The sequence below is a fragment of the Simplicispira psychrophila DSM 11588 genome, from assembly GCF_000688255.1.
Taxonomy (GTDB): Bacteria; Pseudomonadota; Gammaproteobacteria; order Burkholderiales; family Burkholderiaceae_C; genus Simplicispira; species Simplicispira psychrophila.
The window spans coordinates 44,700-60,362 of sequence record NZ_JHYS01000006.1 but is presented as its reverse complement, the minus strand read 5'-3'; the positions used below and the strand labels follow the sequence as shown (position 1 = coordinate 60,362).

The 15,663-nt window shown below is 62.5% G+C and carries 17 protein-coding genes; 10 read left to right on the top strand and 7 right to left on the bottom strand.

The window, feature by feature from the left end:
• Positions 1-26: 26 nt before the first annotated feature.
• The 3 genes from Q390_RS0107995 (at position 27) to Q390_RS0107985 (ending at position 1,512) form a co-directional block, all read left to right on the top strand.
• Positions 27-458, top strand: a complete 432-nt coding sequence (locus Q390_RS0107995) for a hypothetical protein (protein ID WP_245606882.1) — start codon at positions 27-29, stop codon at positions 456-458.
• A gap of 50 nt (positions 459-508) precedes the next feature.
• A complete protein-coding gene (locus Q390_RS0107990; protein WP_027995586.1) occupies positions 509-1,057 on the top strand; it encodes a ferritin-like domain-containing protein in 549 nt (182 codons plus the stop codon).
• 140 nt (positions 1,058-1,197) lie between these two features.
• On the top strand, positions 1,198-1,512 hold the full coding sequence (locus tag Q390_RS0107985) for a BON domain-containing protein (RefSeq protein ID WP_027995585.1): 315 nt from the start codon (positions 1,198-1,200) through the stop codon (positions 1,510-1,512).
• An 86-nt stretch (positions 1,513-1,598) separates the two neighbouring features.
• On the opposite strand, the gene coaD is transcribed toward Q390_RS0107985, so the two are convergent.
• The 4 genes from coaD to Q390_RS0107965 form a co-directional block, all read right to left on the bottom strand.
• The gene (gene coaD, locus Q390_RS0107980; RefSeq protein WP_027995584.1) at positions 1,599-2,087 is read right to left on the bottom strand and encodes a pantetheine-phosphate adenylyltransferase; all 489 of its coding nucleotides are present in this window, start codon (positions 2,085-2,087) and stop codon (positions 1,599-1,601) included.
• Between the two features lie 97 nt (positions 2,088-2,184).
• Positions 2,185-2,853: a 16S rRNA (guanine(966)-N(2))-methyltransferase RsmD gene (gene rsmD / locus Q390_RS0107975; protein WP_027995583.1), complete on the bottom strand. Its 669-nt coding sequence runs from the start codon at positions 2,851-2,853 to the stop codon at positions 2,185-2,187.
• Positions 2,850-4,202: a M16 family metallopeptidase gene (locus tag Q390_RS0107970; RefSeq protein ID WP_027995582.1), complete on the bottom strand. Its 1,353-nt coding sequence runs from the start codon at positions 4,200-4,202 to the stop codon at positions 2,850-2,852. Before Q390_RS0107970 ends, rsmD begins: the two co-directional genes overlap by 4 nt.
• Positions 4,203-4,224: 22 nt before the next feature.
• A complete protein-coding gene (locus Q390_RS0107965) occupies positions 4,225-5,670 on the bottom strand; it encodes a M16 family metallopeptidase (protein WP_027995581.1) in 1,446 nt (481 codons plus the stop codon).
• Between the two features lie 28 nt (positions 5,671-5,698).
• Between Q390_RS0107965 and ftsY the strand changes: the two genes are divergently transcribed.
• Positions 5,699-6,907: a signal recognition particle-docking protein FtsY gene (gene ftsY / locus Q390_RS0107960; RefSeq protein WP_027995580.1), complete on the top strand. Its 1,209-nt coding sequence runs from the start codon at positions 5,699-5,701 to the stop codon at positions 6,905-6,907.
• 9 nt (positions 6,908-6,916) lie between these two features.
• Here ftsY and Q390_RS0107955 read toward each other — a convergent pair whose 3' ends face one another.
• Positions 6,917-7,195, bottom strand: coding sequence for a hypothetical protein (locus Q390_RS0107955; protein WP_027995579.1), 279 nt, complete (start codon positions 7,193-7,195; stop codon positions 6,917-6,919).
• Positions 7,196-7,266: 71 nt separating this feature from the next.
• Here Q390_RS0107955 and hemA point away from each other — a divergent pair, with 71 nt between their 5' ends.
• The 5 genes from hemA (at position 7,267) to paeA (ending at position 12,439) form a co-directional block, all read left to right on the top strand.
• Positions 7,267-8,565 carry a glutamyl-tRNA reductase gene (gene hemA, locus Q390_RS0107950; RefSeq protein WP_027995578.1) on the top strand — a complete coding sequence of 433 codons (1,299 nt, stop codon included), beginning with the start codon at positions 7,267-7,269 and terminating at the stop codon, positions 8,563-8,565.
• A gap of 57 nt (positions 8,566-8,622) precedes the next feature.
• On the top strand, positions 8,623-9,711 hold the full coding sequence (gene prfA / locus Q390_RS0107945; protein WP_027995577.1) for a peptide chain release factor 1: 1,089 nt from the start codon (positions 8,623-8,625) through the stop codon (positions 9,709-9,711).
• Positions 9,712-9,784: 73 nt separating this feature from the next.
• On the top strand, positions 9,785-10,633 hold the full coding sequence (gene prmC, locus Q390_RS0107940; protein WP_211250431.1) for a peptide chain release factor N(5)-glutamine methyltransferase: 849 nt from the start codon (positions 9,785-9,787) through the stop codon (positions 10,631-10,633).
• 37 nt (positions 10,634-10,670) lie between these two features.
• Positions 10,671-10,994 (top strand): Grx4 family monothiol glutaredoxin, encoded by a 324-nt coding sequence (gene grxD / locus Q390_RS0107935; protein ID WP_027995575.1) that lies wholly within the window; start codon positions 10,671-10,673, stop codon positions 10,992-10,994.
• Between the two features lie 134 nt (positions 10,995-11,128).
• On the top strand, positions 11,129-12,439 hold the full coding sequence (gene paeA, locus Q390_RS0107930) for a polyamine export protein PaeA (RefSeq protein ID WP_037472557.1): 1,311 nt from the start codon (positions 11,129-11,131) through the stop codon (positions 12,437-12,439).
• On the opposite strand, the gene Q390_RS0107925 is transcribed toward paeA, so the two are convergent.
• Both Q390_RS0107925 and Q390_RS0107920 read right to left on the bottom strand, forming a co-directional pair.
• Complete coding sequence (locus Q390_RS0107925; RefSeq protein WP_027995573.1) at positions 12,436-13,089, bottom strand: lytic transglycosylase domain-containing protein; 654 nt, start codon at positions 13,087-13,089, stop codon at positions 12,436-12,438. The two genes, paeA and Q390_RS0107925, sit on opposite strands and share 4 nt — an antisense overlap.
• Positions 13,086-14,828 (bottom strand): proline--tRNA ligase, encoded by a 1,743-nt coding sequence (locus Q390_RS0107920; RefSeq protein ID WP_027995572.1) that lies wholly within the window; start codon positions 14,826-14,828, stop codon positions 13,086-13,088. The genes Q390_RS0107925 and Q390_RS0107920 overlap by 4 nt, the downstream gene beginning before the upstream one ends.
• 91 nt (positions 14,829-14,919) lie before the next feature.
• On the opposite strand from Q390_RS0107920, the gene Q390_RS17965 reads away from it, so the two are divergent.
• The gene (locus Q390_RS17965; RefSeq protein WP_051603126.1) at positions 14,920-15,642 is read left to right on the top strand and encodes an RNA pyrophosphohydrolase; all 723 of its coding nucleotides are present in this window, start codon (positions 14,920-14,922) and stop codon (positions 15,640-15,642) included.
• The last annotated feature ends 21 nt before the right edge of the window (positions 15,643-15,663 follow it).

The following is a 15,663-nucleotide window of genomic DNA, read 5'->3' as shown; positions in this document are numbered from 1 at the left end:
ACGCTTTACCTCTTAAGGACGCCACCATGACCACCCCTACTTCTGCCGCCGACATCAAGAACAGCACGGAAAACGCTGCCACCGACACCATCAACAAAGTGGCCGACAAGGCTCGCAATATGACCGATGGCGTGTTGCAGGGCGCAAAAAGCGCTGTGGACGCTACGCGTGACGCAGCCACTGCCTCCATCGACAAGGCCGAAGAACGCGTCGAAAAGTGGCGCAGCGAAGCCGAGCCGGCCGTAGCGGACCTGACCGCCAAGGCGCAAGCCCTGGCCGAACGCAGCATCAATTACTGTGCCGAAACCGGCGCACAAATGCGCGAGCAGATGGACAAGTGCACCGAAGCCACCACACGCTACGTGACGGAGCAGCCAGGCAAAGCCATCGCTATCGCCGCCGCCACCGGCGCCGCCGTGACGCTGGCAACCCTGGCCTTGCTGCGCCGCCGCGACTGAAAACCAGTTCGCCAACGCACCCTCCTCCTGGTATTTTGAAAAGACTCGCCATGACCTCGCCCCCCGATTCTTCCAGCTTCAACTTGACCTTGGATGAAGCGGCACTCAAGGCCGCTGCCACGCACGATCTGGACGAAGGGGCCATTACGCCGGCCTCCAGTCCGTACCGCAACGCCATCGTGGGCTTGCTCAACGGCGCGCTGGCAACGGAACTGGTCTGCATACTGCGCTACAAACGCCACCATTTCACGGCCCATGGCTTGGCTTCACCCGCCATTGCCGCTGAGTTGCTGGTACATGCCAACGAAGAGACTGCCCATGCCGACTTGCTGGCGCGGCGCATCGTGCAGCTGGGCGGCGAGCCAGACTTTGAGCCTAACAGCCTGCTACAGCGCAGCCATGCGCCCTACGATGACTCGAGCGACCTCAAAGCCATGCTGCGCGCCGATCTGGCAGCCGAGCGTGTAGCGGTCGAGGCCTACCGGCAAATGATTGCTTTGATTGGTGACAAAGACCCGACTACCAAGCGCATGCTCGAAAGCATCTTGGCCGATGAAGAAGAACATGCCGACGAAATAAAGGATTGGTTGGCGCAGTAAAAGGCGTGCTCAATAGCACTCCATCCTGTCCAGCCATTTTTTGAACAGCCAGCCGATCCGGGGGGTGCAACAGATCGGCCGACTGCAAATAGCCCAGCACCCGTGCTCATGCAGCACACTATCCAGAAAGAAAAAGAACCATGAAATACGCACGCGCCCTTGCCTTTGCCGCTATTGCCGGCATCACCATCGTCTCTACCGGTTGCTCGGTGACCCGCGACCAGCAAACTGTCGGCTCTTATGTCGATGACGCTGGTATCACCACCGCCGTCAAGGCCAAGATGGCTGAAGACAAGAACGTCTCGGCTGCCGCCATCAGCGTGGAAACGCTGAACGGTACCGTACAGCTGTCGGGTTTTGCCAAATCGCAAGCTGAAAAGAACCAAGCTGAAGCCATTGCACGCAGCAGCAAGCACGTACGCGAAGTGCGCAACAGCATTGTTGTGCGCCCCTGATCCAGCACATCGCTAAAAAGGCCGTGGCCCGCACGTACTGTGCAGGCCACGGCCTTTTGCGTGGTGCTGCTAAAGAAGAAAAAATTCTATAGCTGCACCTTGGCCAGCAAGCACTGCAGCACCGTGGGTGAGACAAACTGCGCCACATCGCCCCCCAGCGTGGCGATTTCACGCACCAGCGTGCTGCTGATGAACTGGTACTGGCTGGACGGCGTCAAAAAGACCGTGTCCAACTCGGGCACCAATGCATGATTCATGCCGGCCAGCTGAAACTCGTAATCAAAGTCGGTACCCGAGCGCAGACCGCGCACCATCACGTTGCCATCGCGCGCCGCCGCAAAGGTGGTCACCAGCCCCTCAAACGCCTCGACCCGCACTTGTGGGCAATCGCTCAGCGCTTCGCGCGCCATTTCCATGCGCTCTTCCAGGCTGAAAAGGGTTTTTTTGTGGTGGGCCATCGCCACAGCCACGATGACCTGGTCAAACATCTGCGCGGCGCGGCGCACCAAGTCTTCATGTCCCAGTGTCAAAGGGTCAAAGGTGCCGGGATAGACGGCAAGCACGTTTCGGGTCATGGGGAAGCTCTCCTAGGGGGCGAGATCAAAAATTTAAGCAAAAAGTGCCTCAAGCGCTTATGGGGAAAGCGCTAACAGCTATTAAAAAAGAAGTGGCTCAGCCTGCCAAGCGCAGCAGATGCGCATGTACGGCCCCAGCACGCAGGTGGCGCTGCAGTACCAGCCCCAGCGGCGCCAGCGCTTCGTCGCTCCAGGTGCTGGCGGCCTCCAGATAGATAAAGCCTTGCGGCCCGATGGCGCGCGCTGCAGCTTGCAGGGCGGGCTCGAACAAATCACTGCCAAACGGCGGGTCGAGCAACACCAGATCCAGGCTGGCCGGGGCGCACTGGCGCAGCAACGCCACACCATCGCCCCGGCGCAGCTGCACCGTGGTGGCTTGCAGGCGCTGGCACAGCACACCCAGCTGCGCCACCAACGCGGCGTCGTTCTCGACCAGTTGCACCGCCGCCGCGCCGCGCGAAGCCGCTTCTAGGCCCAGCGCCCCGGTGCCGGCAAAGGCATCAAAACAGCGCCAGCCGACCAAGTCTTGGCCGAGCCAGTTGAACAAGGTCTCGCGCACGCGGTCCGGCGTCGGGCGCAAACCGGGGCGCTGCGCCACCGACAAGCGCGTGCGTTTCCACTGGCCGCCAATGATGCGGATCTGGCCGGCGCCGGTCGGCGCTTTGGGGGTGGTTTTGGCGGTCGGGGCTTTCGGGGCCGGGGCCGCAGCAGCCGGCGGCGTGCGCAGTGCGGCTACGGCTTGGGCGGGGGTCAGACGGCGCGTCATGGCTGGGCTCCCAACACCACGGTGGCCATGCGCTCAGACTGCAGCTTGCGCTGCATCGCAGCGCGCACCTGCGCCGCCGTCAGCGCCTGCACGCGCTCGGTCCAATGCTCCAGATAGTCCAGCGGCAAACCGTTGGTGGCGATGTTGACCACGTTGCCCAGCAGTTTGCGGTTGCTGTCAATGCGCAGGGCAAAGCCGCCAATCAGGTTGTCCTTGGCAGCGCGCAGCTCGGTCTCGGTAGGGCCGTCGGCGACATAGCGCATCAGCGTTTCACGCGCCACTTGCAGCGCCTGGGCGGCCTGGTCGGGGCGCGTTTGCAGGCCAATCAGAAAAGCGCCGGCGTTCAGTCCGGGCGAAAAATGGCTGTAGACGCTGTAGCTCAGGCCGCGCTTTTCGCGCACCTCGTTGGTCAGGCGTGAAGTAAAGCCGCCGCCGCCCAAAATGTGGTTGCCCACCAGCAGCGCCAGAAAGTCCGGGTCTTTGCGCTGGAAGCCGGGCTGGCCAATCAGCACATAGGCCTGCGCCGAAGCAAACGGAATGTCTTTTTCCACTGCCGCCGTCAAAGGCGCCACCTCCGGCACCGCTGGCAGCGGCGCGCACTGCGCTGGCGTGGTGGCAGGCAGACGCGCCAGCAACTGCGTCACCAGCGCCTGCGCCTGGGCGCGGTCCACCGCGCCGACGATGGCCACGCGCGCACGGCACGCCTGCAAATAGTGCACGTGGAATTGCTGCATATCGGCCACGCTGATGTGCGCCAGCGTCTCTTCGGTCACGCGCTGGCCATAGGGGTGGCTGCCATACACGGCAGCAGCAAAGGCATCCCCGGCTACGGTGCCCGGGCGGGTGTTGGACTCACGGATGGCGGCATCCCAGCGCGACCGTTCGCGCTGCCAAATATCTTCGGGCCAGGACGGCTCGGCCAGTTGGCGCGCTGCCAGTTGCACCGCTTTACCGAGCAAGTCCGGCTCGGTTAGCGAGCGCAGCGACAAGCTGAAAGCATCGTTTCCAGCGCCCATACCCAGGTTGGCACCCAGATCAGCCCAAGCCTCGCCGAGCTGGTTTTCGTCCAGCGCCGGTGCATCACCGACCGCGCGCACGCCCTTGCTGGCCATGGTGGCCACGGCGCTGGCCAGGCCGGCTTGCTCTGCTGGATCGCGCCGGTCGCCGGCGTCAAAGTCGATCTGCACATCGACCATCGGAATGCCTGGGCTTTGCACCAGCCAGACTTGCGCGCCGCTGGGCTCGCTCCAGTGTTCGATGGGCAGCAAGGCCCAAGCCGATTGGGTATAAAAAACCACCCCAGCACTGATGAATACAGCGCGAGCAGCTATCTTTTTAAAATTAAACATGGATCAATCCCTGGAGCGTAGTTCAGTGCAGCCGATCGCCCGCAGCCGGGGCTGTCGGGGGCTTGCGGTTCGGATCGAGCGGCTGCGGCGCCAAGGTGGCTACCGTCAACTGGTCATCGCCAAAGTACCGCTGCGCTACGCTTTGCACCTGCTCCGGCGTGACACCGCGCAGCAAAGCCAACAGGCGCTCTTCGGCATCCAGCGGCAGCCCTTGCACCCAGTTGCTGCCCAGATCGCTGGCTTGGCTGGTGAGCGAATCGCGCTGGTACACCGTGCTGGCCACCCACTGCGTCTTGACGCGCTCCAATTCGGCCGGGTTGACGCCCGCGCTGGCGACACGCGCCACTTGCGCGCGCAGGGCATCTTCGACCTGCTGGGCGGTTTTGCCCTGGGCTGGCACACCGTTCAAATAAAACAGACTCGGACCGCGCCCCATCACGTCGGCGCTGCTGCCCGAGGTGTCGGCCACGCGATCAGCGCCCTGGCTCAGAGCCCGCTCCAAACGGGCGCCGTCGTAACCACTGAGCACCGCCGACAGCACCACCAGCGCCAGCGCATCCTGGTCACTGCCCGTCAAGGCTTCCAGCCGTTCCAGACTCGGCGCACGGAACGCCAGCGCCACATAGGCCTGCTCGGCCGGCGCCTTGACCGTAATGCGGCGCAGGCCCGGCTGCACCGGCTCAGTGCGCGGCTTGCGCACCGGCACGGCACGGGCCGGAATACGGCCATAGTATTTTTCAGCCAGTGCGCGCACGCGCGGCACATCGACATCACCCGCCACCACGATGGCGGCGTTAGCCGGCACATACCAGCGCTGATAGAACTGGCGCGCGTCGTCGGGCGTCATGGCGTCCAGGTCGCTCATCCAGCCGACGATGGGGCGGTGATAAGGCGAGGCCACAAACACCGCCGCATGCAACTGCTCCATCAGCAGTGCGCGCGGCTGGTCGTCGGTGCGCATCCGGCGCTCTTCCTTGACCACTTCCAACTCCTTGCGAAACTCCTCGTCCGGCCACTGGTTGTGGGCAAAGCGGTCGGACTCCAGGCGCATCACGTCTTCCAGCTTGTTGGCCGGGATCTGCTGGTAATAGCCGGTGTAATCGCGGCTGGTAAAGGCGTTTTCCTGGCCACCCAGCGCCGCGACACGGCGGGAAAACTCGCCCGTGGGCACCTTCTTCGTGCCCTTGAACAGCATGTGCTCCAGCACATGGGCTACGCCCGAGGTGCCATCGACCTCGTCGATAGCGCCCACACGCACCCAGACCATGTGCATCGCCGTGGGCGCGCGCCGGTCGGGCTGCACCAGCAACGTCATGCCGTTGGACAGCGTGAACTGCTGGGCGCCCGAGGCGGTGGCCGCACCAGAGGGCACGGCTGGCGGCGCCAGCGCCGGACTAGAAAGCGCCGCAGGCTGGGCTGCGGCGGTGAGGCAGGCCAGCAGGCCCAATAAGGTGATAGCGTGTTTCATAGAATGCAGTGATTCTAAGAACCCTGCAATGTTCAGCTTTTTCAAAAAGAAACCCCCTCTACCGCCCGCTGCCGACACGCTGTCGGCACCGCTCGCCTCCCCTGCTGCTGCTCCGGTGCAGATCCAGTCGCCTGACACCGCCGCACCACTGCCCGCTGCAACGCCGACGGGCGCCAATGCGGCGCTGGACTGGCTGCGCAAGCCCTTTGGCGCCAAAGCCACACCGCCCGCACCACCGGCACCGCTGGACGCGCTCAAGGCTCCCGTCACCCTGACCGCCCCTACCGTTCCCCTTGCGCCAGAAGCGGCACTGCGGGCGCCGCCCGCGCCCGCTGACGGGCGCAGCGGCTGGCTCCATCGCCTGAAAACCGGCCTGCGCAAGACCGGCTCCAGCATCACCACGGTGTTCACCGGTACCAAAATCGATGACGCGCTGTATGAGCAACTGGAAGAAGCCCTGCTGATGGCCGACACCGGCGTCAAGGCCACACAGTGGCTGCTGAACGACCTCAAGCGCCGCGTCAAGGAAAGCAAGACCACCGACCCCACTGCCGTGAAAGACCTGCTGACCCAGGCACTGACCGAATTGCTGCGACCGCTAGAAAAGGCGCTGGTCATCGGCCAACACCAGCCCACCGTGATCATGGTGGCCGGCGTCAACGGCGCCGGCAAAACCACCTCCATCGGCAAGCTGACCAAACACCTGGCCAACGGCGGCGCCAGCGTGCTGCTGGCCGCCGCCGACACCTTCCGCGCCGCTGCGCGCGAGCAACTCAATGTCTGGGCCGACCGCAATCTGGTCGAAATCGTCAGCCAGGAAGGCGGCGATCCGGCGGCCGTGAGCTTTGACGCCGTCACCGCCGGCAAGGCACGGCGCAAGGATGTAGTGCTGGTCGATACCGCCGGGCGCCTGCCGACGCAGCTGCACCTGATGGAAGAGCTGAAAAAAATCCGCCGTGTCGTCACCAAGGCCGATGCCAGCGCGCCGCACGAAGTGCTGCTGGTGATCGACGGCAACACCGGTCAGAACGCCCTGGCCCAAGTGCGCGCCTTTGACGATGCGCTGCAACTCACCGGACTGATCATCACCAAGCTCGACGGCACGGCCAAGGGCGGCGTGCTGGCGGCGATTGCCCAAGAGCGACCGTTTCCGGTGTATTTCATCGGCGTCGGCGAAAAGCTGGAAGACCTGGAAACCTTCAACGCGCGCGAATTTGCCCAGGCGCTGCTGGCATGACGATTGCTGTCAGCCGCGCCAGCCGCGCAGCACGATCCACTGGCAGCTGGCACACGCCAGCACCAGCGCGGCGTAGGTGAGCATCTTGCCGTCGCGTCCGCCCCACCACAAGCCAGCCAGCAGTACTGCGCAGCCCACTATAAAATTAAGAGCTAATTGCGCAGACCAGGAAAGCGCTAGCGGTCGTTTTGACCAAAAAATCAGCGTCCCCATGCACAGCACCAGTGCCACCACAGCGGCTGGGCCGACAAAATTGAGCAGGTGGTTAAAAGCAACGAAAGGAGTCATAAAACTAACGCAGATCAAGGTTTGTGCCCGCACCAGCGGCGCGCAGCTGCAACAAATTTTATAATTCGAAAATGGCAGTCTGGGCTTTAGGCATTAACCACACCACCGCGCCGCTTGATCTGCGCGGTCGTTTTGCGTTCGCGGTCGATCAAATACCACCCACCTTGCAAGGCTTGCGCCAAGCGCTGGGACAGGGCAGCCCGCACCACCGCGTCGAGTCGGCCATCATCTCCACCTGCAACCGCACCGAGATTTATTGCGCTGGTGACCACGCCGCGCTCGATCACACCCTAGGCTGGCTCGCCCAAAGCGGCGGCGTCAGCACCGACGTGCTGCGCGCCCATTCCTACACCCTGGAAGACGGCCCGGTGGCGCGCCACGCTTTCCGCGTCGCCAGCGGACTCGATTCGATGGTGCTGGGCGAACCACAAATCCTCGGCCAAATGAAAGACGCCGTGCGCGCCGCCGACAGTGCCGGCGCACTCGGTTCGACACTGAACCAGCTGTTTCAGCGCAGTTTTGCCGTCGCCAAAGAAGTCCGCACCTCCACCGAGATTGGCGCGCACAGCATCAGCATGGCCGCCGCTGCGGTGCGTTTAGCCAGCCAGTTATTTGAAGATTTAAGCCAAACACGCGTGCTGTTTGTTGGCGCCGGCGAAATGATTGAGCTGACCGCCACGCACTTTGCCGCGCGTATGCCCAAAGCCATCGCCATCGCCAACCGCACGCTGGAGCGCGGCGAAAAGCTCGCCACCCGCTTTGGCGGCGAAGTGCTGCGCCTGAGCGAGCTGCCCGATCGTCTGCACGAATTCGACATCGTCGTCAGCTGCACCGCCAGCAGCCTGCCCATTGTCGGCTTGGGCGCTGTGGAGCGTGCGCTGAAAAAACGCCGCCACCGCCCGATGTTCATGGTCGATTTAGCCGTGCCGCGTGATATTGAGCCCGAAGTCAAACAGCTCGAAGACGTTTACCTCTACACCGTGGACGACCTGGCCAGCGTGGTGCAAACCGCGCAGGCCAGCCGCCAGGCCGCGGTCGAACAGGCCGAGGCCATCATCGACGCCGGTGTGCAAAGCTTTCTGCACTGGATGGACCAGCGCGACCCGCAACACGGTGTGGTGCCGTTGATCCAGCAATTGCAGGGCCAATCTGATGCCTGGCGCGCCACCGAACTGGCACGCGCCCGCCGGCGCATTGCACGAGGCGAAGACATCGAATCGGTGCTGGAAGCCCTGTCGCGCGGTGTCGCCAAAAAAATGCTGCATGGCACCCTGGCCGAGCTGCGCAACGCCGACGGCGCCGCACGCGCCCAGACCGCACACACTGCTTCGCGCCTGTTCCTGCGTTCGCAGGGCAAAAAAACCCTCTAGCGGCCACCTGGCTTGCGCTAATAGCTACTATTTCAGTAGCTAAAAATTTCTATTTCCATGCAACCCTTCCTCCAAAACCAGCTGGAGCGCTACGCCCGGCGCTTGGGCGAGCTTGACTTTCTGCTGTCGCGCGAAGACATCATGGGCGACATGGCGCAGTACCGCCTGCTGTCGCGCGAGCACGCCGAAGTGACACAAATTGCCGGCCGCTACGCGCGCTGGTGCCAGCGCAGCAGCGATTTGGCGGGCGCGCAGGACATGCTCAGTGACCCCGACATGGCGGAGATGGCGCAAGAAGAAATCGACAGCGCCCAAACCGAATTGCTGGCGCTGGAAGACGAACTGCAGCGCCTGCTGCTGCCCAAAGACCCGCAAGACGCGCGCAATGCGTTTGTCGAAATCCGCGCCGGCACCGGCGGCGACGAATCCGCGCTGTTTGCCGGCGATTTGGCGCGCATGTACATGCGCTACGCCGACCGTGTCGGTTGGACCGTCGAAATCGTCAGCGAGCACGCCGCCGAGTTGGGTGGCTATAAAGAAATCGTGCTGCGCGTGGCCGGCGACGATATTTACGGCCAGCTGCGTTTTGAGTCCGGTGGCCACCGCGTGCAGCGCGTGCCGACGACCGAGACCCAAGGCCGCATCCATACCAGCGCCTGCACCGTGGCGGTCATGCCCGAGCCGGACGCGCAGGAGGCCATCAAGCTCAATCCGGCCGATTTACGCATCGACACCTTCCGCGCCAGCGGCGCCGGTGGCCAGCACATCAACAAAACTGACTCCGCCGTGCGCGTGGTGCACCTGCCGACCGGCATCGTCGCCGAGTGTCAAGACGGGCGCAGCCAGCACGCCAACAAGGCCAAAGCACTACAAGTGCTACAGGCACGCATCCAAGAAAAAGACCGCAGCGAACGCGCCGCCAAAGAAGCCGCCGAGCGCAAGGGGCTGATTGGCAGCGGCGACCGCTCGGATCGCATCCGTACCTACAACTTTCCGCAAGGCCGTCTAACCGACCACCGCATCAACCTGACGCTGTACAAGCTGCTGTACGTGATGGAAGGTGATTTGGGCGAGGTGCTGCAAGCGCTGCAACACGCCCGCGAAGCCGAGTTGCTGGCCGATCTGGAGCGTAGCGGGCAGCTATAACTGGCAATTTATAGTGAAATTGGCCTGTAACCCTTTAAAAACGTGCGCCAGTAGCTATTAAAAACAGAGCAAAATGTCTGCACTGCCTACACTTTTGACTTTGCGCGATGCCTTGGCGCAAGCCCAGACGCTGGGTTTAGAGCGCATCGACGCCCAATTGCTGCTGCTGCACGTGCTGAATCGCGCCGACGCCGGCCGCGCCTGGCTGCTGGCGCACGACAACGACGCCCTGGCGCCGCCTGAGCACGCCTGCTTTATCGCCCTGTGCCAGCGCCGCGCTGCCGGTGAACCCGTGGCCTACCTGCGCGGCACGAAAGAGTTTTACGGCCTGCCACTGCACATTGACGCACGCGTGCTCGACCCGCGCCCCGACACCGAAACCTTGGTCGATTGGGCGCTGGAGCTGCTGGCACCGGTACACACGCCGCGCGTGCTCGACTTGGGCACTGGCAGCGGCGCTATCGCCCTCGCCCTGCAACACCAGCGCCCGGATGCACAGGTCAGGGCCATCGATGCCAGCCACGATGCGTTGGCGGTGGCGCAGGCCAACGCTACGCAGCTGGGCTTGGCGGTGCAGTTTGCGCACGGCGACTGGCTGCGCGGTGTCACCGGCTGGTTTGACGCCATCGTCTCCAATCCACCCTACATTGCCGCTGCCGACCCGCACTTGGCTGCGCTGCGCCACGAGCCGCTGCAGGCGCTGGCCAGCGGCGCTGATGGGCTGGACGACATCCGCCACATCGTCGCCCAAGCGCCGGCGCACCTGCACCCCGGTGGCTGGCTACTGCTGGAGCACGGCTGGGATCAGGCCGAGGCGGTGCAAGCGCTGCTGCGCGCCGCCGGATTCGTGCAGGTACAAAGCCGCAAAGACCTCGCCGGCATCGCGCGTTGCTCAGGCGGGCAATGGCCGACAGTGAAATAATCACGGCATAGTTCTCTTTTTACCTACCGGAGTTTTCATGAGCGATACCCAGAAACGCATCGACGATCTCGTTAAATCCAGCGACGTGCTGCTGTTCATGAAAGGCACGGCCAGCTTCCCTCAGTGCGGTTTTTCCGGCCGCGCCATCCAGGTGCTCAAGGCCTGCGGCGTAGATCCCAAGGCTATCGTCACTGTCAATGTGCTGGAAGACGAAGAAATTCGCCAAGGCATCAAGGACTACAGCAAGTGGCCCACCATTCCACAGCTCTACATTAAGGGCGAATTCATTGGCGGCTCGGACATCATGATGGAGATGTACGAGTCGGGTGAACTCAAGCAGGCGCTCGGCACCACGGTTTAATCGACCCGTTTCGCTCCCCACAGCCGCCTTGTGAGGCGGCTTTTTTGCGTCTGACGCATACCGGCTTGAGGGGCTGAAGTTCACCGCTACACTGAAACATGGCGCCCACCCTTCTGCGCGTGCGCTACTGCTCCATGCTCGAAAACACCCTCCTCATCCTGTCCCTAATTTCTGCCAGCGCCTTTTTCTCGGTCGCTGAAATTGCCTTGGCCGCCTCGCGCCGCCTGCGTCTGCGCCAGATCGCTGACGAGGGGGACAGCCGCGCCGACCGTGTGCTGCGGATGCAAGAGCAGCCGGGCGACTATTTCACCGTAGTGCAGGTCAGCCTGAACGCTGTCGCCATCCTGGGCGGCATCGTCGGTGAAGGCGCGCTGACGCCGTATTTTTTCTCGCTGTTCTCCCTGTGGCTGGAGACTGCGCGGGCCCAGACTGCCGCCTTTCTGGCGTCATTTTTCATCATCACTTCGCTGTTCATCCTGTTTGCCGACCTGTTCCCCAAGCGCTTGGCCATGACCAACCCCGAGCGCCTGGCGCTGGTAGTGGCGCGGCCGATGGGCTGGAGCATCAGCGCACTGCGTCCGCTGGTGTGGATCTACAGCCGCATGGCGGACGCATTGTTTCGTCTGCTGGGCCTGCCGATGCTGCGCGACGACCGCATCACCTCGGACGATGTGCTGGCGATGATGGAAGCCGGTGCACGCGCCGGCGTACTGCCCGAGCGCGAGCAGCAGGTGATTACCAACGTGTTTGAGCTCGACACGCGCACAGTGGCTAGCGCCATGTCACACCGCGAGCGCGTCGCCTTCTTTTTGCGCGACGACCCGGACGATGTCATTCGCGTACGCATTGCTGCGGAGCCGTTTTCGACCTACCCGGTATGTGAGGGCGATATTGACCATGTGGTCGGCTATGTGGACGCCAAAGACCTGTTCCAGCGCATTTTGAACAACCAACCCATCTCGCTGGCCGGCGACAGCTTAGTGCGCAAAGCGTTGATCTTGCCTGACCGGCTGACGCTGTCCGAAGTGCTGGAGCAGTTTCGCCAAGCGCACGAAGACTTTGCCGTCATCGTCAACGAATACAGCCGCGTGGTTGGCGTGGTCACGCTGAACGATGTGATGAGCACCGTCATGGGCGACCTGATTGGCCCGGACGATGAAGAGCGCATCGTCCGGCGCGACGAAAACTCCTGGCTAATCGATGGCATGACACCGATTGAAGAAGTGCTGCACGCCCTGTCGCTCGACGCGTTGCCGCACGATGACGAGTACGAAACCATCGCCGGATTTCTGATGGTGATGCTGCGCCGTGTACCCCGGCGCACTGACAGCGTGACGTGGAGCGGCTACAAGTTTGAGGTGCTGGACGTGGACAGCTACCGCATCGATCAAGTGATGGTGTCGCGCTTGCCGCAAGACACGGGTGTTGCGGATAGTGCCGCTTAACCCGTCATGCGCCCATCAAACAACCAGTTGCGCTGGGCAGCAAAGACGGCATTCGGATACGGATCACGCCCCCGACTGCCGTTGTAGCGGCCCAGCGTCAGAAACAAATCGCCGCGCTCGCGGTCCAAGTAGTGGCGCAAGATGACGCAGCCAAAACGCAAATTGGTCTGCATATGGAACAGCTTGCCAGCATCACCGTCGCCAATCACGCGCGTCCAAAACGGCATGACCTGCATGTAGCCACGCGCGCCCACACTGGAGACGGCAAACTTGCGAAAAGCGCTCTCGACCTGGATCAAACCCAGCACCAGCGACACATCCAGGCCCGCGCGCCGACTCTCGTACCAGACGGTCTGCAAAAAATCACGGCGTACTTCCCACTCGGGCTTGCGCTTGCGCAGGCGGTCGCTCATGGTGCCCAGCCAGCGCAAATACACCAGACGCGTCTCGGTATTGGGAAAATCCGGCTCAGGTGGCGCGGCATTGGAAACGGCAGAGTTCAGCGCCGTACGCACCGAGTCCATCAGCGGCTCTTCGAGTTGGCTGCCTGCGTGGGCTTGCGTGGGCATACCCAGCCAAGCCGCCGGGGCCACACTGAACGAGCCCAGCGAAACCAGGCAGGAGCGCCGTGAAAGACCTGCTGCGCTCATATTGCCAAGCGGCCCTTAAGCAGAGCCAGGATGTCAGAAGTAGCCACTTTGGTGGCGGCACTGTCGCGGCGGTGCTGGTATTCGACTTGGCCTTCTTTCAGGCCCCGATCGCCAATGGTGACGCGGTGCGGTACGCCGATCAGTTCCCAGTCGGCAAACATGGCGCCCGGGCGCTCACCCCGGTCGTCCAGAATCACATCGACACCGGCGGCCATCAATTGGCCGTAAAGCAATTCGGCAGCGGCTTTGACGTCTGGGAAACGCTCCGGCGTGATCGGACACAGCACCACCGTGAACGGTGCGATCGCATCGGGCCAGATGATGCCGCGCTCATCGTGGTTTTGCTCAATCGCCGCCGCGGGCAGACGCGTGATACCAATGCCGTAGCAGCCCATTTCAAAGAAGGTGGGTTTGCCGTTTTCACCCAAGAAGGTGGCGTTCATGGCTTGGCTGTATTTTGTGCCCAAATAGAACACATGGCCGACTTCAATGCCGCGCTCAATCGCCAGCACGCCTTGGCCGTCGGGCGAGGCATCGCCAGCCACCACGTTGCGGATGTCCGCCACCAACGTGGGTTCGGGCAGATCGCGGCCCCAGTTGACGCCGACCCTATGGAAATCAGGCTCATTGGCGCCACAAATCCAATCGGCCATCGCCGCCACTTCACGATCAACCACCATCGGCAGTGGTTTTTGCAGGCCGATGGGGCCGAGGTAACCCGGCTTGCAGCCAAAGTGCGTGTCGATTTCAGCCGGCGTAGCAAAACGGAACGCTGCTAGACCCGGCACTTTGCCGACTTTGATCTCGTTCATGTCATGGTCACCGCGCAGCAGCAGCAGCCAGACTTGGGTTTTGACGATTTCGCCCGTCTCATTGGTTTCATCGGTGGCCAGCACCAGCGATTTGACGGTGGTGGCGAGCGGCACGCCCAGTAACTCGGCCACCTCGGGGCAGGTGCTTTTGCCAGGGGTAGCGGTCTTGGTCAAAGGCTGGGTGGCGCCGCCGCGTGGACCAGCGGGCGCCAGCGCCTCGGCTTTTTCCATATTGGCAGCGTAATCGCTGCCCGGGCAGTAAACGATGGCGTCTTCGCCGGTGGCGGCAATCACCTGGAATTCTTCGCTCAAATCACCACCAATGGCGCCGCTGTCAGCGGCTACGGCGCGGTAGGTCAGGCCAAAGCGGTCAAAGATCTTGCGATAGGCATCGGCCATGACCTGATAACTGGCCTTGGCGGCGGTTTGATCGCGGTCGAAACTGTAAGCGTCCTTCATGGTGAACTCGCGCCCACGCATCAGACCAAAACGTGGCCGACGCTCATCGCGGAACTTGGTCTGGATTTGATAGAAGTTTTTGGGCAACTGCTTATAGCTGCGCAGCTCTTGGCGCGCAATGTCGGTCACCACTTCTTCACTGGTCGGCTGCACCACGTAGTCGCGGCCGTGGCGGTCTTTGATACGCAGCAGCTCGGGGCCCATTTTTTCAAAGCGACCGGTTTCTTGCCACAGCTCGGCTGGCTGCACTACGGGCATGGTCAGTTCGACGGCACCGGCGCGGTTCATTTCCTCGCGCACGATGGCCTCAACCTTGCGCACCACCCGCAGGCCCATGGGCATGTAGCTGTAAATGCCGGCACCCAGCTTTTTGATCAGGCCGGCGCGCGTCATCAGCTGGTGGCTGACGATTTCGGCATCTGCCGGGGCCTCTTTGAGGGTGGAAATAAAGAACTGTGAAGCTTTCATCGGATCAATGTCAGGCCAAGGGATAGGGCTCCCTTGCCGCACGCAAGGGGCCGTGCATAATGGACACAATTAAAGATTTTGGGGTTTGATTATGCTTGACCGGGACGGCTTTCGGCCGAACGTCGGCATCATCCTGCTCAACCAGAAGAACCAGGTATTCTGGGGAAAGCGCATACGCACCCACAGCTGGCAGTTTCCGCAAGGTGGCATTGACCGGGGAGAATCCCCCGAACAAGCCATGTTTCGTGAATTGCACGAAGAAGTGGGCTTGCAGCCAACCCATGTACGCGTGGTCGCCCGCACCCGGGACTGGTTGCGCTATGAGGTGCCTGACCGGTATATCCGCCGCGATGCGCGGGGACACTACAAAGGCCAAAAACAAATTTGGTATCTGCTGCAATTGGTCGGACACGACTGGGATTTAAACCTGCGTGCCACCAACCACCCAGAGTTCGATGCTTGGCGATGGCACGAGTATTGGGTGCCTCTAGAGGCTGTGGTGGAGTTCAAACGCGGCGTCTATGAAATGGCGCTAATTGAGCTCGCCCGCTTTTTGCCGCGCCAGGAACCGCGCAACCGCTACCTGCGTAGCGGTATGCGCACGCGTGACCACGATACAGCAGGGATGTACATGCACCGCACCGGGCAGTTGCTGCTGCATCCTGACGTGGAGTTGCCTCCGGGCGCGAGCTTTGATCCTGACCCGCAAACCAGTTACAAGGGCAGCCATATGGCCGCCGCCCCGCTGGGGCCTGACCTGCCTGCGGATGCCAAGACGAAGCCACTGGACACCGTGCCGACCCCCACGAAATAAGGCTACCTGCGCACCAAAGGG

What these genes read in the sequence shown, in the direction of transcription:
- Q390_RS0107995 (WP_245606882.1), top strand. Translation starts at nt 27, where the DNA reads ATGACCACCCCTACTTCTGCCGCCGACATCAAGAACAGCACGGAAAAC.
- Q390_RS0107990 (WP_027995586.1), top strand. Translation starts at nt 509, where the DNA reads ATGACCTCGCCCCCCGATTCTTCCAGCTTCAACTTGACCTTGGATGAA.
- Q390_RS0107985 (WP_027995585.1), top strand. Translation starts at nt 1,198, where the DNA reads ATGAAATACGCACGCGCCCTTGCCTTTGCCGCTATTGCCGGCATCACC.
- coaD (WP_027995584.1), bottom strand. Translation starts at nt 2,087, where the DNA reads ATGACCCGAAACGTGCTTGCCGTCTATCCCGGCACCTTTGACCCTTTG.
- rsmD (WP_027995583.1), bottom strand. Translation starts at nt 2,853, where the DNA reads ATGACGCGCCGTCTGACCCCCGCCCAAGCCGTAGCCGCACTGCGCACG.
- Q390_RS0107970 (WP_027995582.1), bottom strand. Translation starts at nt 4,202, where the DNA reads ATGTTTAATTTTAAAAAGATAGCTGCTCGCGCTGTATTCATCAGTGCT.
- Q390_RS0107965 (WP_027995581.1), bottom strand. Translation starts at nt 5,670, where the DNA reads ATGAAACACGCTATCACCTTATTGGGCCTGCTGGCCTGCCTCACCGCC.
- ftsY (WP_027995580.1), top strand. Translation starts at nt 5,699, where the DNA reads ATGTTCAGCTTTTTCAAAAAGAAACCCCCTCTACCGCCCGCTGCCGAC.
- Q390_RS0107955 (WP_027995579.1), bottom strand. Translation starts at nt 7,195, where the DNA reads ATGACTCCTTTCGTTGCTTTTAACCACCTGCTCAATTTTGTCGGCCCA.
- hemA (WP_027995578.1), top strand. Translation starts at nt 7,267, where the DNA reads ATGGCAGTCTGGGCTTTAGGCATTAACCACACCACCGCGCCGCTTGAT.
- prfA (WP_027995577.1), top strand. Translation starts at nt 8,623, where the DNA reads ATGCAACCCTTCCTCCAAAACCAGCTGGAGCGCTACGCCCGGCGCTTG.
- prmC (WP_211250431.1), top strand. Translation starts at nt 9,785, where the DNA reads ATGTCTGCACTGCCTACACTTTTGACTTTGCGCGATGCCTTGGCGCAA.
- grxD (WP_027995575.1), top strand. Translation starts at nt 10,671, where the DNA reads ATGAGCGATACCCAGAAACGCATCGACGATCTCGTTAAATCCAGCGAC.
- paeA (WP_037472557.1), top strand. Translation starts at nt 11,129, where the DNA reads ATGCTCGAAAACACCCTCCTCATCCTGTCCCTAATTTCTGCCAGCGCC.
- Q390_RS0107925 (WP_027995573.1), bottom strand. Translation starts at nt 13,089, where the DNA reads ATGAGCGCAGCAGGTCTTTCACGGCGCTCCTGCCTGGTTTCGCTGGGC.
- Q390_RS0107920 (WP_027995572.1), bottom strand. Translation starts at nt 14,828, where the DNA reads ATGAAAGCTTCACAGTTCTTTATTTCCACCCTCAAAGAGGCCCCGGCA.
- Q390_RS17965 (WP_051603126.1), top strand. Translation starts at nt 14,920, where the DNA reads ATGCTTGACCGGGACGGCTTTCGGCCGAACGTCGGCATCATCCTGCTC.